The 23896-nt window shown below is 67.6% G+C and carries 21 protein-coding genes; 9 read left to right on the top strand and 12 right to left on the bottom strand.

Annotated features, from left to right (window positions below):
• Positions 1 to 36 precede the first annotated feature (36 nt).
• From H7X47_RS04275 to H7X47_RS04265, 3 genes are all read left to right on the top strand, one after another.
• Positions 37 to 1002: a homoserine kinase gene (locus H7X47_RS04275; protein WP_193367339.1), complete on the top strand. Its 966-nt coding sequence runs from the start codon at positions 37 to 39 to the stop codon at positions 1000 to 1002.
• A complete protein-coding gene (rnhA, locus tag H7X47_RS04270; RefSeq protein WP_193367338.1) occupies positions 1002 to 1451 on the top strand; it encodes a ribonuclease HI in 450 nt (149 codons plus the stop codon). Before H7X47_RS04275 ends, rnhA begins: the two co-directional genes overlap by 1 nt.
• A gap of 375 nt (positions 1452 to 1826) precedes the next feature.
• Entirely contained in the window at positions 1827 to 2768 is a 942-nt protein-coding gene (locus tag H7X47_RS04265) for a transporter (RefSeq protein ID WP_193367337.1), read from the top strand.
• 96 nt (positions 2769 to 2864) lie between these two features.
• Here H7X47_RS04265 and H7X47_RS04260 read toward each other — a convergent pair whose 3' ends face one another.
• Entirely contained in the window at positions 2865 to 3359 is a 495-nt protein-coding gene (locus H7X47_RS04260; protein WP_193367336.1) for an Lrp/AsnC family transcriptional regulator, read from the bottom strand.
• Between the two features lie 126 nt (positions 3360 to 3485).
• On the opposite strand from H7X47_RS04260, the gene H7X47_RS04255 reads away from it, so the two are divergent.
• Complete coding sequence (locus tag H7X47_RS04255) at positions 3486 to 4499, top strand: 1-aminocyclopropane-1-carboxylate deaminase (protein WP_193367335.1); 1014 nt, start codon at positions 3486 to 3488, stop codon at positions 4497 to 4499.
• A 90-nt stretch (positions 4500 to 4589) separates the two neighbouring features.
• Here the strand turns inward: H7X47_RS04255 and H7X47_RS04250 are convergent, their stop codons facing one another.
• Both H7X47_RS04250 and H7X47_RS04245 read right to left on the bottom strand, forming a co-directional pair.
• Positions 4590 to 5072, bottom strand: coding sequence for a peroxiredoxin (locus H7X47_RS04250; protein ID WP_193367334.1), 483 nt, complete (start codon positions 5070 to 5072; stop codon positions 4590 to 4592).
• Positions 5073 to 5210: 138 nt separating this feature from the next.
• Entirely contained in the window at positions 5211 to 7370 is a 2160-nt protein-coding gene (locus H7X47_RS04245; protein ID WP_227010142.1) for a protein-disulfide reductase DsbD family protein, read from the bottom strand.
• 241 nt (positions 7371 to 7611) lie between these two features.
• Here H7X47_RS04245 and H7X47_RS04240 point away from each other — a divergent pair, with 241 nt between their 5' ends.
• Together H7X47_RS04240 and H7X47_RS04235 are read left to right on the top strand one after the other, a co-directional pair.
• Positions 7612 to 8175, top strand: coding sequence for a YqgE/AlgH family protein (locus H7X47_RS04240; RefSeq protein ID WP_193367333.1), 564 nt, complete (start codon positions 7612 to 7614; stop codon positions 8173 to 8175).
• A 167-nt stretch (positions 8176 to 8342) separates the two neighbouring features.
• Complete coding sequence (locus H7X47_RS04235; RefSeq protein ID WP_193367332.1) at positions 8343 to 10121, top strand: adenylate/guanylate cyclase domain-containing protein; 1779 nt, start codon at positions 8343 to 8345, stop codon at positions 10119 to 10121.
• 57 nt (positions 10122 to 10178) lie between these two features.
• Here the strand turns inward: H7X47_RS04235 and H7X47_RS04230 are convergent, their stop codons facing one another.
• The 6 genes from H7X47_RS04230 to H7X47_RS04205 form a co-directional block, all read right to left on the bottom strand.
• Positions 10179 to 10529 (bottom strand): cupin domain-containing protein, encoded by a 351-nt coding sequence (locus H7X47_RS04230; RefSeq protein WP_193367331.1) that lies wholly within the window; start codon positions 10527 to 10529, stop codon positions 10179 to 10181.
• 128 nt (positions 10530 to 10657) lie between these two features.
• Positions 10658 to 11245 carry a GNAT family N-acetyltransferase gene (locus H7X47_RS04225; RefSeq protein WP_193367330.1) on the bottom strand — a complete coding sequence of 196 codons (588 nt, stop codon included), beginning with the start codon at positions 11243 to 11245 and terminating at the stop codon, positions 10658 to 10660.
• 16 nt (positions 11246 to 11261) lie between these two features.
• The gene (locus H7X47_RS04220; protein WP_193367329.1) at positions 11262 to 12542 is read right to left on the bottom strand and encodes a M16 family metallopeptidase; all 1281 of its coding nucleotides are present in this window, start codon (positions 12540 to 12542) and stop codon (positions 11262 to 11264) included.
• Positions 12539 to 13960 carry a threonine synthase gene (gene thrC, locus H7X47_RS04215; protein ID WP_193367328.1) on the bottom strand — a complete coding sequence of 474 codons (1422 nt, stop codon included), beginning with the start codon at positions 13958 to 13960 and terminating at the stop codon, positions 12539 to 12541. The genes H7X47_RS04220 and thrC overlap by 4 nt, the downstream gene beginning before the upstream one ends.
• Positions 13961 to 14090: 130 nt before the next feature.
• Positions 14091 to 15881 (bottom strand): CARDB domain-containing protein, encoded by a 1791-nt coding sequence (locus H7X47_RS04210; RefSeq protein WP_193367327.1) that lies wholly within the window; start codon positions 15879 to 15881, stop codon positions 14091 to 14093.
• A 195-nt stretch (positions 15882 to 16076) separates the two neighbouring features.
• Complete coding sequence (locus H7X47_RS04205; protein WP_193367326.1) at positions 16077 to 16856, bottom strand: hypothetical protein; 780 nt, start codon at positions 16854 to 16856, stop codon at positions 16077 to 16079.
• A 442-nt stretch (positions 16857 to 17298) separates the two neighbouring features.
• Here H7X47_RS04205 and H7X47_RS04200 point away from each other — a divergent pair, with 442 nt between their 5' ends.
• The 3 genes from H7X47_RS04200 to H7X47_RS04190 all read left to right on the top strand — a co-directional run bounded on the left by H7X47_RS04200 (position 17299) and on the right by H7X47_RS04190 (position 21018).
• Entirely contained in the window at positions 17299 to 18471 is a 1173-nt protein-coding gene (locus H7X47_RS04200) for a PspA/IM30 family protein (protein ID WP_193367325.1), read from the top strand.
• Positions 18472 to 18582: 111 nt separating this feature from the next.
• Positions 18583 to 19236, top strand: a complete 654-nt coding sequence (locus H7X47_RS04195) for an OB-fold-containig protein (RefSeq protein ID WP_193367324.1) — start codon at positions 18583 to 18585, stop codon at positions 19234 to 19236.
• Positions 19237 to 19269: 33 nt separating this feature from the next.
• On the top strand, positions 19270 to 21018 hold the full coding sequence (locus tag H7X47_RS04190) for a flotillin family protein (RefSeq protein WP_193367323.1): 1749 nt from the start codon (positions 19270 to 19272) through the stop codon (positions 21016 to 21018).
• 78 nt (positions 21019 to 21096) lie between these two features.
• Here the strand turns inward: H7X47_RS04190 and H7X47_RS04185 are convergent, their stop codons facing one another.
• The 3 genes from H7X47_RS04185 to H7X47_RS04175 form a co-directional block, all read right to left on the bottom strand.
• The gene (locus H7X47_RS04185; protein ID WP_193367322.1) at positions 21097 to 22587 is read right to left on the bottom strand and encodes a carboxypeptidase M32; all 1491 of its coding nucleotides are present in this window, start codon (positions 22585 to 22587) and stop codon (positions 21097 to 21099) included.
• Positions 22588 to 22667: 80 nt separating this feature from the next.
• The gene (locus tag H7X47_RS04180; RefSeq protein ID WP_193367321.1) at positions 22668 to 23429 is read right to left on the bottom strand and encodes an SURF1 family protein; all 762 of its coding nucleotides are present in this window, start codon (positions 23427 to 23429) and stop codon (positions 22668 to 22670) included.
• Positions 23426 to 23836 carry a DUF983 domain-containing protein gene (locus H7X47_RS04175; protein WP_319633523.1) on the bottom strand — a complete coding sequence of 137 codons (411 nt, stop codon included), beginning with the start codon at positions 23834 to 23836 and terminating at the stop codon, positions 23426 to 23428. Before H7X47_RS04175 ends, H7X47_RS04180 begins: the two co-directional genes overlap by 4 nt.
• Between the last annotated feature and the right edge of the window lie 60 nt (positions 23837 to 23896).

The raw sequence follows: 23896 nt of genomic DNA, 5'->3' as shown, positions 1-23896 counted from the left end.
CCCGCCTCCTTTCCCCGACCACCCTTCCGTAATCCCATGGCCGTCTACACCGAAGTTTCCGCCGAAGAGATCGAGAGCTTCGCCGCCGACTACGGCCTGGGCGAGGTGCTGTCGTTCAAGGGCATCGCCGAAGGAGTGGAGAATTCCAACTACGTGCTGCAGACCGAGAGCGGCAGCTACATCCTGACGCTCTACGAGAAGCGCGTGGACGCGGCCGACCTGCCGTTTTTCCTGGGCCTGATGGAACACCTGGCGGGGCGCGGCATCGATTGCCCGGTGCCGCTGCACGGCCAGGACGGCAAGGCCCTGCGCCAGCTCTGCGGCCGGCCGGCGGCGCTGGTTACCTTCCTGGAGGGACTCTGGCCGCGGCGCATCCAGACTTTCCACTGCGCCGCCCTGGGCGGCGCCATGGCGCGCATGCACCTGGCCGGCGCCGACTTCCAGCTGCGGCGCGAGAACGCCCTATCCGTGGCCGGCTGGCGCCCACTGCTGGATGCCTGCCAGGACCGCGCCGACGAGGTGCGGCCCGGCCTCGCCGAGGCGCTGCAGCGGGAGCTGGACCACCTGGAGGCCGACTGGCCCGGCGACCTGCCCGCCGGCGTCATTCACGCCGATCTCTTTCCCGACAACGTCTTCTTCCGCCACGAGAAGCTTACCGGTCTCATCGACTTCTACTTCGCCTGCAACGACTTCTTCGCCTATGACCTGGCGATCTGCCTCAACGCCTGGTGCTTCGAGCAGGACAAGGCCTTCAACGTCACCAAGGCACGCCAGATGCTGCAGTCCTACAGCCGCGAACGGCCCTTCTCCAGGGAAGAGCTGGCGGCCCTGCCGCTGCTGGCGCGCGGCTCGGCCCTGCGCTTCCTGCTGACCCGGCTCTACGACTGGCTGAACCACCCCGAGGGCGCCTTCGTGAAGCCCAAGGACCCCATGGAGTACTGGCACAAGCTGAAATTCCATCAGGAAGTCCGTGGCCCCGGCGCCTACGGACTGGATCTCTAGTGACCGGCGCGTCGGGAAAACGGGTGGAGATCTTCACCGACGGCGCCTGCTCGGGCAATCCGGGCCCAGGCGGCTGGGGCGCCGTGCTGCGCTACGACAGCGTGGAAAAGGAACTGAGCGGCGGCGAGAAATCGACCACCAACAACCGCATGGAGATGATGGCGGCGATCCAGGCCCTGGAAGCCCTGAAGCGCCCCTCCAGGGTGGACCTCCACACCGACAGCACCTACCTGCGCGACGGCATCACCAAGTGGATTCACGGCTGGAAGCGCAACGGCTGGAAGACGGCGGCGAAGAAGCCGGTGAAGAACGTCGATCTCTGGCAGCGCCTGGAAGAGGCGCTGGAACGCCACGACGTCGCCTGGCACTGGGTCAAGGGCCACGCCGGCCACCCCGAGAATGAGCGCGCCGACGCGCTCGCCCGCGCCGGCGTGGACAGCGTGCGCTGACCTTCGCGACCGCCGGCCTGCGCCCGGCGATCTTTCCCCCGCGACAATTTGTCTCACTACTGCCTTGATATCGTGGAGAAAATTGCCACAGATCAATGCACGCCCGGCGGCGTTCTGATCTTCTGCGCGCGAACTTACGTTGCCTCCTTTTCTGAGCTGTAGGGACTGAGATGTGGGGAGCAAGGTTCTCTGCGCCGGTCGTTCACTCACAGCCATCGAGGCTCGGTTCTCCGATCTCCCTCGGCAGCGGATCGACGCTGAGCAACTTGCCGCCCGGCTTGTGGTGGAAAGGCGCCCCTTCGCGCCTTTGCGCCGGCCTGCGGGCAATGAGGTTCTGTTGTCGACCCCATCGCGGAACACGAAGGAGATTTGGTTATGAAGGGGGATTTGGCGCGGAACGGCCGGCTGGCCGCCCTGGCGATCTTTTTGGCAAGCACTGCGGCGCCGCTGCCGGCGCTTGCGGAGGACAACTTCCTGGGATTGGACCTCAAGGGGTCCTTGGGCGAGGGCCGGCACAGCCGCTACGTGCCGCCGCTGACCAACCCGGTATTCAACGAGACGCCCTACATCACCACCGAGGCACGCGGCATCTATCTGTACAACGAGATCCCCGACGGCGACGACTTCGTCACCGACGGCGGCAACATCCATCTCGGCGCCCTGCAACTGCGCCTGGCGCTGACCGAACGTCTCGGCTTCATCGCCACCAAGGATGGCTATGCGGACGCCAACTTCGACAGCGTCCTGGATGACGAAAACGGTTTCGCCAACATCGCCTTCGGTCTCAAGTACGCGATCATCTCGGACCCCGAGAGCGAAACGATCCTGACCGCGGGCCTGCGCTACGAGATTCCCATCGCCGATCTGGAAACCGGCGGCATCGAGTTGCAGGGCGACGGCGACGGTTTCATCAATCCCTTCGTGACGGGCGCGACGACTTTCGGCGACCTGGGCCTGCAGGCCAGCCTGGGCGCCAACATCGCCCTCGACGGCGATGCCGACACCTCGATCCTGCACTACTCCCTGCATGCGGACTATGAGGTCTTCGAGGACTTCTTCCCGCTGATCGAGCTCAACGGCTTCACCCCCATCGACCACGGCAACCGCATCACCGGCGCGCTGGGCAAGCTGGACGGGGTCGACCTGCTGAACCTCGGCAGCGACGACCGCGGCACCACGATCACGCTCGGCGGCGGCTTCCGCTACCGCTTCACCGACAACGTGCAGGTCGGCCTGGGGGCGGAGACGCCGATCACCGACAAAGAAGACACCATCATGGATTACCGCGTCTACGCCGATCTCGTGCTGTCGTTTTAGGCGGGGGTGCAGCAGCGGCGGCCCCGGGGGGATGAAGGGGCCGCCGTTCCCGTTCAGCCGGATGCGCGCCGGCCGCGGGGCCGCCCCGGCGGCGGCTCAAAACTCCAAGGGCGCGTTGTCGACGACTTCCTTCATAACGAAGAAGGTGCGTGTCTGGCGCACCCCCGGCAAGGCGATCAGGCGCTCTCCGTGAAGTCGGTTGAAATCGGCGATGTCGCGCACCCGGATCTTCAGGAAGTAGTCGAAGTCGCCGGCGACAAGGTGGCAGTCGAGAATGAAGGGCAGCGCGACGATGGCCTTCTCGAAGGCGGCGAAGCTTTCCGGTGTCGAGCGATCCAGAACGACGCCGACCACCACCAGAGCGCCCCGGCCGACGCGCTGCGGCGCCACCTCGGCGCGCACGGCACGCAGATAGCCTTCCTCGAACAGCCGCTGGGTGCGCCGGTGACAGGTCGCGGGGCTGGCATTCACCCGCTTGGCCAGCTCGGCATTGGTGAGCCGCCCATCCTGTTGAAGCAGCCGGAGAATCCGCCGGTCCGTCCGGTCCAGCCCCGACCCCTCGGAAGATTCTTTCTGTTTTCCGCTTTTCATTAAGGAAATCATCCGTAAACCAAGGCATCTGCCTCGCTTTATAGAATCATCCGACCCATCTTTGGAAGCACCTTCCAGGCTTTCTCCGCTAGTTTCGGCAACAGCCACTTCCGGAGGAACCCGCCCATGCTCGAGAAATTTGATCGCTATCCGCTGACTTTCGGGCCCAGCCCGATCGAGAAGCTCGGCCGGCTGTCCCGGCACCTCGGCGGCGGGGTCGAGATCTTCGCCAAGCGCGAGGACTGCAACTCCGGCCTCGCCTTCGGCGGCAACAAGCTGCGCAAACTCGAATACATCCTGCCCGACGCCATTGCGGCCAACGCGGACACGCTGGTGACCATCGGCGGCGTGCAGTCGAACCACACGCGTCAGGTCGCGGCGGTGGCCGCGAAACTGGGCATGAAATGCCGCCTGGTGCAGGAAAGCTGGGTCCCCTTTCCCGACGCCGTCTACGACCGTGTCGGCAACATCCTGCTGAGCCGGGTCATGGGCGCCGAGATCGAGCTGGTCGACGAAGGCTTCGACATCGGTATCCGCGAGAGCTGGCGCCGGGCACTGGAGGATATCGAGTCGAAGGGCGGGCGGCCCTACGCCATTCCCGCCGGCGCCTCGGTCCACAAACTGGGCGGCCTCGGCTACGTCGGTTTCGCCGAGGAGGTCCGCGCACAGGAACAGGAACTCGGCTTCCGTTTCGACTACATCGTCGTCTGCACCGTGACCGGCTCGACCCATGCCGGCATGCTGGTGGGCTTCGCCAAGGACGGCCGCGCCGACAAAGTGATCGGGATCGACGCTTCCGGCACCTACGACCAGACCCGCGCCCAGGTGATGGAGATCGCGCGCAACACCGCCGATCTGGTGGGCCTTGGCTCTGACATCACCGACGAAGACCTCGTGCTGATCGCCGACTATGCCTATCCGGCCTACGGCGTGCCTTCCGAGGAAACCAACGAGGCGATCCGACTGGCGGCGCGCACCGAAGGGATGATAACCGATCCGGTCTACGAGGGAAAATCGATGCAGGGCCTGATCGACCTCGTGCGCAAGGGCTATTTCCCGGCGGGCGCCAAGGTCCTCTACGCGCACCTGGGCGGCGTTCCCGCCATCAACGGCTACAGCTATGTCTACCGCAACGGATGACGGCGCCCTTTCGGGCGCCGCGAAGCCGGCAAAAGCAAAGCGGCGGCCCCAGGAAGGAGCCGCCGCCGCTGTTCTGCGCGGTGTCCGGCGTTACAGCGCGGCCAGCATGGACTCGGCGCTCGACACCTCGAAGGCGCCGGGCTCTTCGACGTTCAGCGTCTTCACCACGCCGTCCTCGACGACCATGGCGAAGCGCTGGGCGCGGATGCCCAGGCCGACGCCGGTGGCGTCCAGCTCCAGCCCCAGGGCCTTGGCGAAGTCGCCGTTGCCGTCGGCCAGCAGCTGCACCTTGTCGCCGACGTTCTGGTCCTTGCCCCAGGCGTCCATGACGAAGGCGTCGTTCACCGACATGCAGATGATGCTGTCGACGCCTTTGCCCTTGAACTCGCCGGCCTTGTCCACGAAGCCCGGCAGATGCTTGGCCGAGCAGGTCGGGGTGAAGGCCCCCGGCAGCGAGAAGAGCACGACCTTCTTGCCGCCGAAGATCTCGTCGGTGGTGATCTCCTGAATGCCTTCGTCTGTCTTGTAGCGCAGGGTCGCGCTGGGAATGCGGTCGCCAACCTGAATCGTCATGATGAGTGTCCCCTGAAAATTCCGCCCCCTACCCAGTCGGGGAGCTCTGTCTCTTGATTGCCGGGACCGGAGGCCCCTTTTCGGATGTCGCGCGCCGGAGGACCCGGCGCTGCCCAGAAAGATAGAGCGGCGGCGGCCCTATTCCAAGGTTTGCGGGACGCGGGCGGCGGTTTCGGCGCGGCGCACCTGCCCGAAGGCGGCCGTGACCGCGTCCTGGCTCAGCAATTCCGGCAGGGCGAGCCCCTCCGGCGCGCCGGGGCCGTAGACCGCGTTGAAGGGGATGCCGTAGCGCCCGAAACTCGCGAGATAGCTGGAAATGGCGTCGCTCGGCAGGGTCCAGTCGCCGCGCATGCGCACCACAGAGGGATCGCTCAACAGGGCGGCGACGCTGTCGCTGTTCAGCACCAGCTTCTTGTTCACCTGGCAGGTGATGCACCAGTCGGCCGTGACGTCGACGAAGACCACCCGGCCTTCGGCCACCAGCCCCGGAATGGCCGCCGCGTCCAGCGGCCGCCAGGCCAGATCGTTCGCCGCCGTCTGCCGGGGCCCCGGTCCGCCGGGCAGATCGCTCTTGAGTCCGGCCGGCAGCGCGAAGGCGGCCAGGGCCAGGACGACCGCCAGCGCCGAGGTCGCGAAGCGGTTCTGCGCCATCAGCTTGGGGCCTTTCCACAGCACCAGCCCCAGGCCGAGCAGCAGTCCGCCGGTCAGCAGCGCGGCCAGCGCGCCCACCTGGGCGGCCAGCACGCTGAGCAGCCACACCGCCGTGGCCGCCAGCAGCAGCCCCAGGACGCGGCGCAGGGTCACCATCCAATGGCCCGGGCGCGGCAGCCAGGCGACCAGCCGCGGCGCCGCGGCCACCAGCAGGTAGGGCAGCGCCAGGCCGAGGCCCAGGGCGGTGAAGATGAGGTAGATCTCCAGCGCGCCGCGCGCCAGGGCGAAGCCGACGGAGGTCCCGAGGAAAGGCGCCGAGCAGGGCGTCGCCATAAGGGTCGCCAGGGCGCCGGTGGCGAAGTTGCCCAAGAGGCTGTGGTCTTCGTGGCCGGTCCCGGTCGCGGCCAGGCGCCCGACGAAGCCGGGCAGCGGCACCTCGAAGAAGCCCAGGAGGTTATAGGCGAAGAGCGTCATGACCAGGGCCAGGGCGCTGAGGAACAGCGGCTGCTGGAACTGGATGCCCCAGCCCACCGCCAGGCCGGTGGCCTTCAGCGCCACCGCCAGGCTGGCCAGCACCAGGAAGGAGAAGATCACGCCGGCCGCCGAGGCCAGGAAGCTGAGGCGCACGGCGCCGCGCTCACGCCCGCCCTGCTGCACCACCGAGAGCAGCTTGATGGAGAGCACCGGCAGAACGCAGGGCATGAGGTTGAGGATCAGGCCGCCGAGCAGGGCCAGGCCCAGCAGGCCGGCGAAGGCCGCCAGGCTGGGCGCCGGCGGGGCCGGCGGCGTCAGGAACTGCGCCACGGCGTCTTTCTCGATGCCGCGCGGCCCGTCGGTGACGGTGACAGTCACCGCCTTGCCCTCCAGCACCTTGTCGGGCAGCACCGTGGTGGCGGCGACGCTGAGCCTCGCCTGCTTGCCGCCGTCGCTGAGGCTCACCTCCGGCACGCCGAAGGTGAAGCCCGGCGGCCCCTCGACCAGCAGGTCCGGCGCCTGGAAAGGCCGTTCGGAGCGCGCGGTCACCTGCAGGCGAGGTGCCTCCAGTGAACCGGTAAGAGTCACATTGGTGATGCCGAGGCCGCGCTCGGCGCCGAGGCCGGGCACTTGGCCGCGGAAGCTCTCGATGAGGAAGGCCTGCGGCGTGCGCGCGCCCTCGCCCGCCGGCAGGTCGAGACTGAGCTCGGCCGTGTAGGGAATGCAGATCTCTTCGCAGAGCAGGTAGTCGACCTTGGCGCGCAGCTGCAACGGCTCGCCCGGGCGCTCGGCCAGGGCCCGGACCGGCAGCACGATCTGGTCGCCGTAGCCGAAGGTCTCCAGCCCGAAGAGGGAGAAGCGGTGCGGCACCGGCCAGGCGATCTCCGCCTGCTTCAGGTTCTCCGAGCCGCTCCAGTCGGCCCGCGGCGGCAGCCCGGCGTCTCCCGGCGAGCGCCAGTAGATCTTCCAGCCCGGCTGCAGGTCGAACTCCAGGCCCAGGTCGACAGCCTCGCCGGCCAGCGACTGCTGGGCGCTGATCAGGCGCAGGCGGCCCTGCTCCTCCTCGGCCCAGCCGCTGGCCGCGGCGACCCCGTTCTGGGGCGCCAGGGCAAGCGCGCCCCCAAAAGCCAGGAATCCGGCCAGGAGAGCCGCAGCAAAAGTTCTATTTTTCAAATAGTTAATCAACAACCGCTTCCGCCGAAAGGGGCCGACCCCCGGCATATAGACGGCTGGGCCCGGAATATCCAGCCCCGGCCGTGGGGGTCTCACGACAACGTGTGTCCCCAGTATAGCCCCGATAACCCGCCGGAAAGCCCCGGAGTCCCGCGGTGCATTGCCGCCGGGCGCCGGGTCCCCGAAAAAACACCCGCGCGGCCATTGTGGGGATCGCGCCGGACCGCTAGATTCTTGGGTGATGCAGGACGAAGAATACCTGACCGGCCAGCTGCTGATCGCCATGCCCGGCATGCGCGATTCCCGCTTCGCGCGCAGCGTCATCTATGTCTGCGCCCATCATCCCGAGGGCGCCATGGGCCTAGTCATCAACCGCCTGGTCGGGGCCATCACCTTCCCCGACCTGCTGACCCAGCTCGGCATCGGCCCGCCGACCATCGACGAGGAAATCCGCGTGCACTTCGGCGGCCCGGTGGAATCCGGCCGCGGCTTCGTGCTGCATTCCGGCGAGTACCGCCAGGACAGCACCCTGCAGGTGGACGAGACCGTGGCCCTGACGGCGACGGTGGACATCCTGCGCGACATCGCCCACGGCCAGGGCCCGCGCCGCAGCCTGCTGGCCCTGGGCTACGCCGGCTGGGGGCCGGGGCAGCTCGACTCCGAGATCCAGGCCAACGGCTGGCTGCACGTCGCCCCGGACGAAGACCTAGTCTTCGACGAGTCCCTCGACAACAAGTGGGAACGCGCCATCGCCAAGCTGGGCATCGACGTCTCCATGCTCTCCGGCGACGCCGGCCACGCGTAGTCATCCGCAATCTTCGCCATGCGCGGCAGGAGACCCGGTTTTCGGCTGAGAGCGGGCCTTTCCGCGACCGGGCTCGAGGGCGCAGATTGACGCCCGTCCGCCGCCGCGCGCTCTCATAGACTTCCTCCCTCCCCGGCCATAGACTCCATCCCGGGGAGTACCGGAAAATGGCCGAGGGACGCGTTCAAAGAAGGCTGGCTGCGATCCTGGCCGCCGACGTGGCGGGATACTCCCGGCTGATGGGCGAGGATGAAGAGGGTACGCTGGCCGCCCTGACAGCCCATCTCTCCGAGGCAATCGAGCCCTGCATCGCCGAACACCGCGGACGCGTCGTCAAGACGACGGGCGACGGACTGCTCGCGGAGTTCGCCAGCGTCGTCGACGCCGTGCAGTGCGCGCTTGCGTTTCAAGACGCGATGGGCAAGCGCAACGGCCCGGTTCCGGAAGCCCGGCGCATAGAGTTTCGCATCGGCGTCAACCTGGGCGACGTGATCATCCAGGACGATGACGTCTTCGGCGACGGCGTGAACGTGGCCGCGCGCATCGAGGGCCTGGCAAGGCCGGGCGGCATCTGCCTCTCGCGCGCGGCGCGCGACCAGGTGCGCGACCGCATGGCAATCGCGCTCCACGACCTGGGAGAGGTTGCCGTCAAGAACATCACCCGGCCCGTCCGCTGTTTCGCCGTGGGCCCCGACACGGCAGACGAAAGCGCATCGCAGCAAGCGCCACCGCCCGAACCGGCGGCGAAAACCTCCGACAAGCCTTCCGTCGCCGTTCTGCCCTTCGACAACATGAGCGGAGACCCGGAGCAGGATTACTTCGCCGACGGCATGTCGGAGGACATCATCACGGCCCTGTCGAAACTGCGCTGGTTCTTCGTGATCGCGCGCAATTCGACCTTCTCCTACAAGGGAAAATCACCCGACGTACGCCAGGTCGCACGGGAACTCGGCGTGCGCTATGTCCTCGAGGGCAGCGTGCGCAAGGCCGGCAACCGCTTGCGGATCGCCGCGCAGCTGATCGATGGGGAGACCGGGAATCACCTCTGGGCGGAGCGCTACGACCGGCAGGTGGAGGATATCTTCGCGGTGCAGGACGAGATCACGCAGCGGGTCGTCGGCGCGATCGAGCCCCAGCTCTACGCCGCCGAGAACCTGCGTATCCAAAGCAAGCCCCCTGAGAGCCTGGATGCCTGGGGCTGTGTCATACGAAGCCTCTGGCACCTGGGGCGCTTCACCAAGGGCGACAACGAGGAGGCGCGGCAGCTCCTGCGGCAGGCCGTTGCGCTCAGCCCCAACTATGCGAAGGCGCACAGTGTGCTGGCATTTGCCGAGGCCCGCATGGTGTTCTTCGGCGGTGACATAGACACAACCCTGTCCAGCGCCCGCGAGATCGCACAGACCGCGGTCGCCTTGGACGACGATGAACCTTGGGGCTATTTCTCGGTCGGCTATATCGTCTGTTTCACCAGCAGGTACGACGAGGCCATCGCCTGGTATCGCCGGGCGATCGAGTTGAACGAGAACTTTGCCCTCGCGCACGGCAACATGGCGGCGGCGCTTGCCCTCGGGGGCCAGCCCGATGCGGCCATCGAAGCCGTGGACTTGGCGATCCGCATGAGTCCGCGCGATCCGTTCAACTATTCATACCTCCACTTCGCCGCGATCGCGCATTTTGCGGCGGAACGCTATACCGAGGGGGTTGCCTGTGAAGAGCAGGCCTTGCGGGAGCGCCCCAATTTCACGCCGGCCCTGCGCTTCCTCGCGGCCTGCCATGCCGGGCTCGGAGAAATGGAAAAGGCGCGCAGCGCCATCGCAGAGGTGCTGCGGCTGACGCCGGAAAGCTCGATCAAGAGAGATGTCTATGGCCAGGTCGCCTACGCTGGCGAAAACGACAGGGAACGCTATGCGGCGGCCCTGCGGCAGGTAGGCCTGCCCGAGGAATAACCTCGGCGTGCAGGATGCAGGAAGGCGGCCCCCTTCGTCCGGCCCCGAGGTCCGGTCTCAAACCAGCGGGACGTAGTCGTATTCGCCGACGCCCTGGAGGACGAGAATGGTCATCGAGCCGTCACCGCCGTTGGTGACCAGGTGCGGCCGTCCCGGCGGCACGGCATAGGTTTCCCCGGGCCCGAGCAGCACTTCTTCCTTGGGTCCCTGGAGAAACAAGCGGAGTCTTCCTTCGATCACGTAGAAGGTATCGGTGATGTGCGTGTGGCTGTGCCAGGGCACGCTCTGCGTCGGGCCCAACTGCAATTCGCTGATCCTGAAGCCCGGGCGCTGCAGGTGATACTGCCGCCGCTCGACCTCGTAGAGGTGGCTGGCGTCCTTGAGCGGCTCGGGTTTGCTTGCGGCCATCGTTCCACCTTCCTTTTTCGAACGCGCCATCCGGAACCCCAGGATCCCGGACACTTTCACTTAAGGTAGGGGTCTTCCCTTCTTTGGGAAGGGGTCTTCCAGAGGGACGCAGCGCTAAAGCCGGGGCCCTAAAGCCTGGGGTCGTCGCGCAGCATTTCGAACAGCAGGTGGTCCTGCCACTTGCCGTTGATGCGCAGGTACTGGCGGGCATAGCCTTCCTGCCGGAAGCCGACCTTCAGCAGCAGGCTGCGGCTGGCGTCGTTGTGCGGCAGGCAGGCGGCCTCGACCCGGTGCAGGGCCAGTTCCTCGAAGGCGAACTCGACGACGGCCGAGACCGCCTCGCTCATGAAGCCCTGGCGGGCGAAGCGCTCGCCGATCCAATACCCCATGCTCGCGGCCTGGGCGACGCCGCGGCGCACGTTGGAGAGGGTGACCCCGCCCATCAGCGTGCTGTCGGAGAGGCGGTAGACCAGGAAGCTGAAGCCGGTGCCCTGGCGCCATTCCTGGTTATAGGCGCGCAGGCGGCGGCGGAAGGCGTGGCGGCCCAGCGCGTCGTGCGGCCAGGTCGGCTCCCAGGGCGTCAGAAATCCGCGGCTCTCCTCGCGCAGGCCGGCCCAGGCCTTCCAGTCGCTCATGCGCGGCGGCACCAGGAAGACGCGCGGCCCTTCGAGTCGTATGGCCTGCGGGCTCTCGCCGCGGAAGACCGTGAACAGCATGGCCCGCCCCTCCTCTTCAGCCGAAGCGCGCGGCGATGCGCTCGGCGCTCTCCAGGTGTTTCAGGGGGCCGATGGCGGTCAAGGTGGGGCGGCTGGCCAGCAGGCGTGCGGCGACACGCAGCACGTCCTCGCGCGTCACCGCCGCGATCTTCTCCAGCACCTCGTCGAGCGGCTGCGGGCGGCCGTAGATCAGGATCTGCTGGGCCAACTGTTCGGCGCGCGAGCTGGAGCGCTCGCGGCTCATCAGCAGGGAGGCGCGCACCTGGGCGCGGGCGCGCTCCAGCTCCTCGGGGCTCACCTCGCCGGTCAACTTGGCCAGCTCGTCGCAGACCACCGGCACCAGCTCCTTCACCTCGCGGCTGCCGGTGCCGGCGTAGAGCCCGAAGATGCCGCCGTCGACGAAAGCCGAGTGAAAGGAATAGATCGAGTAGACCAGGCCACGCTTCTCGCGCACCTCCTGGAACAGCCGCGAGGACATGCCGCCGCCGAACAGCATGGAGAGCAGGTTCATGGCGTAGTAGTCGTCGTCCAGGTAGCCGACCCCGTCGAAGCCGAGCAGCAGGTGAACCTGCTCCAGATCGCGGGCCTCGCGCCGATCGCCGCCGCGGTAGTCGGCCGGGTCGGTCGCGCCGTTGCTCTGGAAACCCTCGTGGGTGAAAGCGCCGGCCACCATGTCGACGAAGCGGTCGTGCTCGACCTGGCCGGCGGCGGCCACCACCGTCTGCTCCGGGCCGTAGTGGCCGCGCAGGTAGTCCCAGAGCGATTCCCGCTTGAGGGCGCTGACCGTGCGGCTCTCGCCCAGCACCGGGCGGCCCAGGGCCTGGTCGGGATAGGCGGTTTCCTGGAAATGGTCGAAGACGATGTCGTCGGGCGTGTCGTAGGCCTGGCCGATCTCCTGCAGCACCACCGCGCGCTCGCGCTCCAGCTCTTCCTCCAGGAAGGTGGAGTGCTGCAGGATGTCGGCGATGATGTCGAGGGCCAGCGGCGCGTCCTCGGACAGCACCTTGGCGTAGAAAGCGGTGTTCTCGCGGCTGGTATAGGCGTTCAGGTGCCCGCCCACGGCCTCGATCTCCACCGCGATGTCCTGGGCCGAGCGCCGCTCGGTGCCCTTGAAGGCCATGTGCTCCAGCAGGTGGGCGATGCCGTTGACCTCCGGCGTCTCCTGGCGCGTGCCGGCCCCGACCCAGGCGCCCAGAGACACCGTGGCCGCATCCGGCATGGTGTCGGTGGCGACCGTCAGGCCGGAGGGCAGCCGCGTGACCTGAACGCTCGTGGGGACGCTCGTGGGTACGCTCATGCGGCGCCCTTCTGACGTTGTGGCGGGTCCTGCCGCTGGCTGCGGATGTAGTCCTGCAGGGCAACGAGATCGTTCGGCAGAGCCACGCAGCGTTCCTCGCGGTCGTAGAGGTCGGCCAGGCGCGGCGGCAGCCCGGGACGCCGGCCCGAGGCCTTCTCCACCGCGTCGGGGAACTTCGCCGGATGGGCGGTCGCCAGGGCGACCACGGCGGCGATCTCCGGGCGGACCTCGGCGCGCGCGGCCGCCGTGGCGATGGCCGTGTGCGGATCCAGCAGCTCGCCGCAGGACTTGAGGCGCGCGGCGATCTCCGCAGAGGTCTGCTCGTCGTCGAAGCGCTGCGCATCGAAGAGGCGGCGCAGGCGCTGCAGCTGCGCGGGACTGACGGCGAACTCGCCGGACTGGCGGAAGCTCTGCATGACGCGGCGCACCTGGCCGCCGTCGCCGTCCAGCACGTCGTACAGCAGGCGCTCGAAGTTGGAGGAGACCTGGATGTCCATCGACGGCGAGATGGTCGGGCTGACCCCGGTGATCTTCATGCTGCCGCTCTCGAAGAAGCGGGTCAGGATGTCGTTCTTGTTGGAGCCGACGATGAGCTGGGCCACCGGCAGGCCCATGCGCCCGGCCCCGTAGGCGGCGAAGATGTTGCCGAAGTTGCCGCTCGGCACCGAGAAGGCGACGGCGCGCTCGGGCGCGCCCAGGGCCACCCCGGCCACGAAGTAGTAGACGATCTGGGCCATGATGCGCGCCCAGTTGATGGAGTTCACCGCCGAGAGGTTCACGTCGTCGCGGAAGGCGAGGTCGTTGAACATCGCCTTCACCTGGTCCTGGCAGTCGTCGAAGGTGCCTTCCAGGGCGATGTTGTAGACGTTGGGCGCCTGCACCGTGGTCATCTGGCGGCGCTGCACCTCGGAGACGCGGCCCTTGGGGTGCAGCATGAAGACGTCGATCTGGGCGCGGTCGCGGCAGGCCTCTATGGCCGCCGAGCCGGTGTCGCCGGAGGTGGCGCCGACGATGGTGACGCGCTCGCCGCGCTCGGCCAGCAGGTGGTCGAAGAGGCGCCCCAGGAGCTGCAGGGCATAGTCCTTGAAGGCCAGCGTCGGCCCGTGGAACAGTTCCATGAGCCAGGTGCGCTCGTCGAGCTGCTTCAGGGGCGCGACGGCGGCATGGTCGAAGCCGGCGTAGGTCTCTTCCAGGATGCCCTTCAGATCGCCGTCGGAGATGGCGCCGCCGACGAAGGGCTTGATCACCGCGAAGGCGACCTCGGCATAGGGCTTGCCGGCGAAACCGCGGATCTCCTCGGCCGAGAACTCCGGCCAGCTTGCGGGCAGATAGAGCCCGCCGTCGCGGGCCAGCCCGGCCAGCAGGACCTCGTCAAAGGAGAGCTCCGGGGCCTCGCCCCGGGTGGAAACGTACTTCATCGCCAGCGGTCCATGGGTTCCCTTCGCGGAAAGGCTAATCTAGACACGGCGAAGGGGGTGCCGCAACCCGCGGCACCCCCTTTCCCGGCCCCGGGTGATGGGCCCGGGGATCAGGGTCTGGACTGGAGCGTTAACCTTTGAACTGCAGCTTGTTGTTCTGCTCGTTCAGCTCCTTGACCTGGTCGGGAGCGTCGACCGTGAGGCTGATGCGCTCGGCATCCTCCACGGGCAGGCCGAAATCGACCACCACGACGGTCTTGGCGCCGGCCTTCAGGGCCTTCACCGGGACGGTGCGGACGACGTTCTTGCCGCCCCGCCGGTAGACCGCCATCAGCTTGCTGGCGCCGGCCGTCCCCGCACCGCCGTTAACCACGCGCACGCGCAGCCGGTTCCCGTTCTTGCCCGGCCTGGCCTGCTGGATCTTCAGGTCCGGCAGGGGCGCCGTCAGGGCAAGCTGCGCCGGGGCTTGGGGGGCGGCCTGGGGAGCGGCCCCGTCCTGCGGGCGGGGCTGGACGGCCAGGCCCCCGTTGCCGCCCACCACGGCGGGGTTCACGGTCGGGAAGACGCAGGTGAAGGCGTAGCCCTTCTTGGGCAGGGAAGCGACGATGGCGTTGCTTTCACCGGTGACGTTGAAGCCGATGTCGATGGTCTGAGACTTCGCCTGCCCCGCCGGCGTCGGCCCCGTCGCAAAGGTGCTTTGCGGGTCCGTCGTCCAGTCCAGCTCCCGGTCGGCGCCGATGAGGACGATATCGCCCTGATCCACCTCGTAGGCCTGCGGCGGCGAGATGTAGTTGTGGTCGCCGACGAAGGCGGCATAGCCGGACATGGGGCCGCGGCCGGTGATCTTGCCGTTGATCCGCACCTTGCTGACGCAGAGCTGCTGGCCGACCATGACCTTCTCCAGGGGCACCACGTCGATGTCCAGAGTCGGCGGCAGGAGGGCCTGAAAGCCGGTGGCCGCCGGCTCGCTGCAGTCCATATCGTAGGACCGCTTCTTGGATTCGAAGGGATGGCTGACGCCGACGATGCGAATCCTGCCGCTCTCGCCGCCCTCCGGGTTGTTGGGAATGTCGTAGTGGTGATCGAACATCGCGATGCCGGCGTGGTCGGTGACCACCTCGTGCACGTCGCTCTGGTGCCCGTCGTCGTCCTTGTAGCGGAACCTGACCTCGGTGTTGGGCAGCGACGTCTCGATGACACCCGACAGGATGACCTTGCAGACACCGGAGATGCCGGAGCGCTCCAGAAGGGTCAGCGACGCCTTCTCCACCACCGGCGGCACGCTGTCCAGGGAGTCGCCGGCCTGGGGGCCTACCGCGCCCGGCCACTTCTGACAGACCAGCTTGATCTTCTTGTAGGCTGGCCAGCCACCGATGCCTTCAATGATCGGGTTGCCGCTGGGGCCGGTCATCTCATGATCGAGATGCGCGACCACGGCGAGTTCGATGGGCCGGTCCTGGGCAAAGATCGCCGTATTCGACAGGCCCTGATCCCGCAGCGTCTGGGCCTGATAGTTGCATTGCCCCAGGGCGAACTGCTGAAGGGAGGATTCGGGGACCGCAACAGGCACCGTCCCCGACCAGGACTTGGGCCGGGGGTCGAAGGACTTGTGATAGCCGTCTTCGCGCCACTCCGGCCAGTACTGCTCGGCCAGGCCTTCACGGCCGAGCCCGAGCCAGGCGGTGAACCACTTGATCCGGCCCGAAGCCCCGGTGTCCAGCTCGACACGAAGGTTGGCGATGAGGTTCGACAACGGCGCCATGCGGTGATAGCTGCTGCCGTTGCTCTGGACGATGATTTTTTGGGTGATCACGGAGTCCACCCGGACGTCGTAGAAGTCCGCGGCCCGGCTCGGCGCAGCGGGCAGGCTGACGGCAAGCACGGCCGCCGAGATGGCGGCAAAGGAAATGCGGCGTGACATGGTCCTACTCCTCTCGTGAAGACGAATGGGTAACGGAACCACTGGTGCTGTCCGGTAGGTCGCCCGGGAGGGATTCCCGGTTCAACACGCAACCCCGGGAGTCGGCCTTGTCCCCTGATTGTCACAACCGCCAAGAGGAAAAGGCCCGCCGCTAGGCAGGCCTTCCCATCCCTTCCACTGTCGCGCGGGCTTTCGTCAGTCGATGGTGCCGCCCGAAGCATCCGTGCCGCCGCCCGAAGCACCGCCCGAACCGCTGCCCGAACCGCCGCTCGACGAATCCCGGCCCGGCCTGTCCCGGTCCCGGCCCGACGAGTCGCGGCCGTCGCGCTGGCTCTCGGCCGCCGCGGTATGACGCAGCACCTTGTCCTCGCAAGTCACGCTGACCTGATCGAAGGTCGAGGCGATCTCGTTGGGCGCCACGATCTTGACCCTGAAGCTCTGCTCCCGCAGACCCTTGGAGGGGTCGGCGGCCGGCTCGACGCCGAACAGGCGCTCGAAGAAGCCGGGCTCGGACTCCGCCTCGGCTTCGGCCGCCGGACGCGTCGGGTTGTCGAACTTCACCAGCGAGGGGTCGGTTTCGCCGTCCTCGAGCTTCGCCAGGGCGACCATGTGCTCCACGCGGGCGCCGAACAGGCCGTCCTCCCGGGCGCCGGCCCGGGTCTTGAAGACCTGCGAGGTACGGCCGTCCAGGGTTTCGATCTGGTAGGACAGGGTGCCCGGCGACTGGGCGCCGAGGTTGACCTGCAGCATGAAGGCGCGCGGGCAGGACCCTGCCATCTTGATCGGCACCACGTTGAGGCCGGCCGTGGTGGCGGCGAAGGAGTCGCTGCGCGCGGCGAGCTGGGAGGCCATCTGGTCGACCAGGCCCGGCTCCTCCGCCTGGGCGGCGCCGGCCAGGGACCCGCTGAGGGCCCCGGCGACGCCGAGGGCCAGAATGGAGGCCCTGAGGCCCCCGGAAACAGGGTGATTGAACATCTTCTCTCTCCACTTCCCCTATGAGTTGGTTGCCCATGGGTCGCGGAGAGTCCGGCGCCGGTTCAATCAGGGTTGAGAATCCATAAACGCCGCCGGAAAATCCGTCTAAATCAATTGATTATGCCCGGTAGCGGGCCTTCAGCCGGGCCTCGAATATCTTCGGGTTCAGCGGCTCGCCGCTGGCTATTTCCAGGATCCGCCCGAAGCCGGGCGGAGAGGATCGAATTGGGAAAATTACGCCCTTTTCGCGATCGTCCTGAAGGAATCAACAATCCTGGGACGCTTTTTCGCCGCTTCCGCTCCTCCTAAAAACCCCTGATTTCCGCCGATTTTAGAGGATCAGAACTCAAAAAACACGACAGCCGCCTTCAAAGGTCATATTCTGTCCCTTGACGAAAGGACAAATTATGCCCTTATATAACCATGAAGCGTGGAGTAAGTGATGCATTCTACCGAAGCGATTTTGCAGCTGCACCCGACCGCCGAACAGGCCAAGCAGCTGCGGGATTACGCGGAACGCTACGCCGAGGCGGCCAACTGGCTGAGCCAGAAGGTCTTCGATGCCGGGGTGACCGACCAGGTCCGCCTGCACCGCCTCTACTACAGCCGCCTGCGAGATCGCTTCGACCTGCCGGCCCAGACGGCCGTGCTGTGCCTCAAGCACATCGCCCGTCTCTGTCGGAAGGCGGTAGTCGCGCCGCATCTCGACGCTGAGGGGCCGGTGCCCTTCGACCGTCACCTCTTTTCGATGAAGGCGGTCGATGCCGTGTCCCTCTCCACCCTGGCCGGGCGGGTGGTGGTGCCTTGCACGATCACCGCCTATGCCGCGGGCGAGTTCTTGGTCGGCAGCGCAGAGCTCTGCCATCTCGACGGGGACTGGGTCTTCATCATGCGGACCGAACTGTCCGAAGACCTCCTGAGCCGTCACAGCATAAGAAGGGAGCAAGTCATGCCGGAAACTCTTTTGACCCGTATCACCCGCCTGGTCGCCGGACTGACCCACAACGCCATCGAGCAGGCCGAGCAGGCCGCCTCCGTTCCCATGATGGAACAGGCGATCCGCGACATCGACGACGCGGTGAAGGAGGTGCGCAGCGAGGTCGGCAAACATGAAGCCACCAAGCACAACGCGCGACGCCGCATGGCGGAGCTGCAGCAGGAGCACGACTCGCTGAGCGAGAAGATCGCCCTGGCCGTGAAGGAGGAGAAGGACGACCTCGCCGAGGCCGGCGTCGGCCGCCAGCTGGACATCGAAAACCAGCTCGCCCTCCTGGAGCGCACCGTGGCGGAGGCCGACGAGGAGGTCGCCAAGCTGACCGATTCCCTGGCCGCCCTGCAGGCCAGCCGCCGCGAAGCGCAGAGCCGGCTGCGCGACCTGAAGGCCGCCGCACCGGCCGGCGGCGACGGCGGCGGTGGCGCCGGCACCAAGGCGCAGGGAAAGGCCTCCGCCGCCATGGACGCGGCCCAGCGCCTGGGCGAGAAGTTCACCGGCCTGCCAGGCGAGGAGAGCCACATCAGCAACCGCGACCTGGAAGACCTGGCTGAACTGCACCGCCAGAACGCCATCCAGGAACGCCTCGCCCGCCACAAGGCGCGCCTCAGGGGCGAGGGCTGACCAAGCCCACCGGCCCCTCCCCCGGCCGCCACGCCGGGGGAGGAACCGCCGCCCCCGACTGGGCGGGCCTGACCACAACGGACCAACCCGCAACGCAAGGGAGTGCTTGCCATGAACGGTGCCGAGTTCTTCTTCGCCGACCAGAACGACCCGTTTCTGGTGACCATGGTCCTGACCCTGGCCATCGCCGGGGTGGAGACGCTGAGCCTGCTCATGGGCCTCGGCCTCTCCGACCTGATCGACGACTTCCTGCCGGACTTCGACACCGAAGCGCCGGAGGCGGAAGGCTCGCTGCTGGGCGAGGCCCTGGGCTGGCTGAACGTCGGGCGCGTGCCTTTCCTGGTGCTGCTGCTGGCCTTCCTCGGGGTCTTCACCCTGGGCGGCTACGGCCTGCAGCTGGCCATGCGCGGCACCTTCGGCTTCCTGCTGCCTTCGGTCCTGGCCGCTCCGGCGGCCCTGGCGCTGGCCATTCCGGCGACGCGCCTGACCAGCCGCGGTCTCGCCCGCGTCATGCCGCGCGAGGAAACCTACGCCACCGGCAACGACGATCTGGTCGGGCGCATCGCCGTCATCACCCTGGGGCCCGTGACCCGGCGCACGCCGGGCAAAGCCAAGGTCTCGGACACCCACGGCAATACGCATTTCGTGCGCGTGCGCGCCTCCCGGCGCGGCAAGCGCTTCCAACAGGACGAGCAGGTGCTGCTGGTGAGCCACCGAAGATCGCTCTTCGACGTCATTGCGCCGCCGGACAGCCTGAAAGACTGACATTCGGTTTCATGAAGGAAGGGGAGAAGTGAGATGGAAAGCATCTATCTGGGCGGCTTTGCTGCCGTCGTCATCATCGTCATCGGTATCGTCTTCGCCAAGCTCTACGTCCGCGCACCCAAGGACCTGGCCTTCGTACGCACCGGCCTGGGCGGACAGCGCGTCATCCAGGACGGCGGCGCCCTTAAGCTGCCGGTGCTGCACGACATCACCTGGGTCAACCTGCGCACCCTGCGCCTGGAGGTGAACCGCCAGCGCGAGGCGGCCATGATCACCCTGGACCGCATGCGCGTCGACATCGGCGTCGAATTCTATGTGCGCGTGAAGCCCAACCGCGAGTCCATCGCGCTGGCCGCCCAGACCCTGGGCGAGCGCACCCTGGATGGTGAGCAGCTGCGCGACCTGGTGGAGGCCAAGTTCGTCGATGCCCTGCGCGGCGTCGCCGCCCAGATGAACCTCAACGACCTGCATGAAAAGCGCACCGACTTCGTGCAGAAGGTCCAGAACTCGGTCTCCGGCGATCTGGAGCAGAACGGCCTGGAGCTGGAGTCGGTCTCCCTGACCACCCTGGACCAGACGTCGTCCGAGTTCTTCAACCCCAACAACGCCTTCGACGCCGAGGGCCTGACGCGCCTGACCGAGATCACCCAGCACAAGAAGAAGGAGCGCAACGAGATCGAGCAGGAAACGCGCATCGCCATCGAGCAGCGCAATCTGCAGGCCGACCAGCGCGCCTATGAGATCAGTCAGGAGAAGGACTACGCGCGCCTGAATACCGAGCGCAACGTCGCCAACTACGCGGCCGAGACCCGCGCCCAGACGGCGCAGAAGGAAGCCGAGGCCAAGCGCCTGGAAGAGGAGGCCGCGATCCAGACCCGGCTGGCCGTCGAGCGCAAGCAGATCGAGTCCGACCGCGACGTCGAGCTGACGCGCCAGGACAAGGCCATCACCGTCGCCACCAAGTCGCAGGAGGAGTCGCTGGCCGCCGCCGAGGCGAACAAGGCCCGCGCCACCGCCGTGCGCGAGGAGGAACAGGTGAAGACCGTGGCCCGCGTCGCCGAGGCCGAGCGCCAGAAGGCCGTGGCCATCGTCGCTGCCCGCGAACAGGCGGAGAAGAACGCGGTCGGCGTGACCGTGGCCGCCGAGGCCGAGCGCGCCGCCTCCGAGGACGAGGCCGAGGCGACGCTGATCACCGCGCGCGCCAACTCGGAAGCGACCAAGATCGCCGCCGAGGCCGACGCCGCCCGCTACCAGGTGGAGGCCGAGGGCCAGGAGGCCATCAACGCCGCGCGCAACGTGCTGGACGACCGCATCATCGCCCTGGAGCTGAAGAAGGCGCTGATCGAGGTCATGCCGGAAGTCATGGCGGCCTCAATGAAGGCGGTCGAGAAGATCAAGGACATCCGCGTCATCGACTTCGGCCAGGGCATGGCCGGCGGCGCCGGCCTGATGCCGAACATCGCCGGCACCAACGGCGGCGGCAACGGCGCGCAGGCCGGCGGCAACCTGGGCGGCGGCGGCAGCCTGCCCGACAACATCGTGCAGTCGCTGCTGAACTACCGCATGCAGGCACCCCTGGTGGACGAGCTGCTGACCGACCTGGGCTTCAACGCCAAGGAAAACCCCAACACCATGCTGCACCGCCTGTCGCAGAGCATCGGTAACGGGCAGGCGCAGCCGGAGGACGCCGGCGACGCGCCCAAGGCGAAGGGCGGCAAGCGCAAGCCGCCGGTCGCCAGCGCGACGCCGCCGGCGACCCCGGATGGTGAGGGGACGGCCTGAGCGCCCTTCCCGCCTCCCGCAATGAAGAAGGCCCGCCGAAAGGCGGGCCTTCACGCTTTTCAGGGCATGGTCTCGAGACTAGGGCAGATAGCGGGCCTTCAGGTGGGCCTCGAAGATCTTCGGGTTCAAGGGCTCGCCGGTGGCCTTCTCCAGGATCTGCTCGAAGCCGGCCGAGGAGGCCTGGGCGTGGACGTTCTCGGCCAGCCAGCCCATCAGCGGCGCGAAGTCGCCCCTGCCGAGGGCCTCGGGGATTTCCGGCCGCGCCTTTTTGGCGGCGGCGAAGAGCTGGGCCGCGGTCATGGCCCCCAGGGTATAGGTCGGGAAGTAGCCCCAGGCGCCGTCGTACCAGTGGATGTCCTGCAGGCAGCCCAGGCGGTCCTCCGGCGGGGTGACGCCGAGGAGCTCCTGCATGCCCTTGTTCCACTCGGACGGCAGGGCCTCCAGCTCCATCTCCCCGGCGATCAGCGCCTTTTCCAGGCGGTAGCGCAGGATGACGTGGGCCGGGTAGGTGACCTCGTCGGCGTCGACGCGGATGAAGTCCGGCTTCACCTCGTTGTAGTGGCGCAGCAGGTTGTCGGCCTGCCAGGCCGGGCCCGAGCCGCCGAAGGCCTCGCGCGCCAGCGGTGCCAGGAATTCCACGAACTCGCGGCTGCGGCAGGCCTGCATCTCGACCATGAGGGACTGGCTCTCGTGCATCGCCATGCCGCGCGCCTCGCCCACCGGCTGCAGGCGCCACTCCGCCGGCAGGCCGCGCTCGTACATGGCGTGGCCGGTCTCGTGCAGCACACCCATGAGGGCGATCATGAAGTCGTCCTCGTTGTAGCGGGTGGTGATGCGCACGTCGTCGGGCACGCCGCCGCAGAAGGGGTGCAGGGAGACGTCGAGGCGGCCGTGCTCGAAGTCGAAGCCGACGGCGGCCATCAGCTTGCGGGCCAGGGCCTCCTGCTTGTCCAGGGGAAAGGGGCCCTCCAGGGGCAGCGCCGCCGGCTGCTTGGCCTGGCGGTCCAGCACGTCGGAGAGGAAGCCCGGCAGGAAGGCGGCGAGGTCGGTGAAGACCGCGTCGATGCGTTCCGACTTGCCGCCGGGCTCGTACTCGTCCAGCAGCGCGTCGTAGAGCGAACAGCCGAGGCGCTCGGCCTTGGCCGCCGCGGCCTGGCGGGTCAGGTTCAGCACCTCCTTCAGGGCCGGCAGCACGGCGGCGAAGTCGGACTTGGGCCGCGCCTTCCGCCAGATCATCTCGCAGCGCTTGCAGGCCTTGGAGAGCGCCTCCACCAGGTCGCTTTCCAGGGCGGTGGCGTGCAGCCAGCGCCGGCGCATTTCGGCCAGGTTCGCCTGGGTCCAGGAATCCAGGCCCTTGGTCTCCGCCGAGGCCTTGTCGAAGAGCTCATCCAGGTTCGGGTCGGTCAGGATCTCATGGCAGACGACGCTCAAGGTCGCCAGCTGCTCGGTACGCGCCTCGGCGCCGCCGGCCGGCATCATCGCCGACATGTCCCAGCCCAGCATGCCCGCGGCCTCCTGCAGGGCGTGCAGGCGCTTGAATTTCTTGGCGAGTTCTTCGTAGGCAGTCATGCGAGATCATTCCTAGCATCAGACAAAGCCGCCCATTCTAGGTGGCACGCCGGCGGGTCCACATCAAGATAGCAGCCCGCTCAGGCCTCCGAGGAAGGCTCTTCTTCGCGGCGGTAGTGGAAGAGGAAGTAGATCACCGCCAGGATGACGGCGAAGGAGTACCAGGTGATGGCGTATTCCAGGTGGTCGTTCTTCAGCTGGATGCGGGTCTGGCCGCCGATCGGCAGGCCGCCGGGAATGTCGGACTCCACGGCGTCGGCGTACATATCCTCGATGATCGGCCGGTCCACGTAATCCGCCATGACCGGCAGGTCGAGCCAGAAGTAGAAGCGCTCCTCCGGCTCGTTGGGCGGCTTGGCGAAGTCGATGCCCTTCCAGCCGTCGGTGCGCAGCAGGGCCGCGATCTCGACCTCCCCCTCCAGCTGCCCTTCGGCACGGGTCGCGGGGTCGCGCTTGGCCTCCGGCACCCAGCCGCGGTTCACCAAAAGGGTGCGGCCGTCGTCCAGCTCGAAGGGCGTCACGACGTTGAGTCCGACCCGCCCGCTTTCGGTGCGGGCACCCAGGTAAAACTCCTGGTCGTGGAGAAAGCGGCCCTTCAGGTTCACGCGGGTGAACTCCAGCGCGCCCGGATCGGGGAAACCGGCCGGCAGTTCCATGCCCGGCGGCTGCGAGCGCTCGTGCCGGAGGACGATCTGCTCTTCCTTCTCGTAGAGGCGCTGCACCTGCCAGGTGCCGAGCCCCAGCAGGATGATGAGGGCGGGAATGGTGAAGACGGTGGCCCAGAGGGTCGGCCGGAAGCGCCGCTTGCCTCCGCCCCCGCCGAAGCTTTCAGGCGCGCTCATCGGTCGTCTTCGCCGTAGTCAACCGTGCCGCTGTCGCTGGCGTGGTGGCGGAACTGCTGGGCCACCAGGAAGCCCTTCATGGGCCGCAGCAGCGCCAGGGCGACGACCACCACCGGGAGGGGCCAGAGGACGATGTGGACCCACCAGGGCGGCTCGAAGGAGAATTCCACCCAGAACACCAGCGGCATGAAGATCAGCCCGAGAAAGAAGATGACGAAGACCGCCGGGCCGTCGCCGGCGTCCTGCTTGCGCAGGTCCAGGCCGCAGACATTGCAGCGCTCGGCGATAGTGAGAACGCCGGAGAAGAGCTTGCCCCTGCCGCAGCGCGGACAGCGGCACAGCAGGCCGGTGAGGACCGCCGAGGGCGGCTCCGGCGGCAGGTCCTGATGGGAATGGGGCGCCGTCACGACGGCGCCCCTTCAGATTCGCCGCCGGGGCGCGAGGCCCCGCGGCAGCAGGTGATGGTC

The organism is Pelagibius marinus (genome assembly GCF_014925385.1).
Lineage (GTDB): Bacteria > Pseudomonadota > Alphaproteobacteria > Kiloniellales > Kiloniellaceae > Pelagibius > Pelagibius marinus.
The sequence above is the reverse complement of the archived record's forward strand: the minus strand, read 5'-3'. Positions and strand labels throughout refer to the sequence as shown.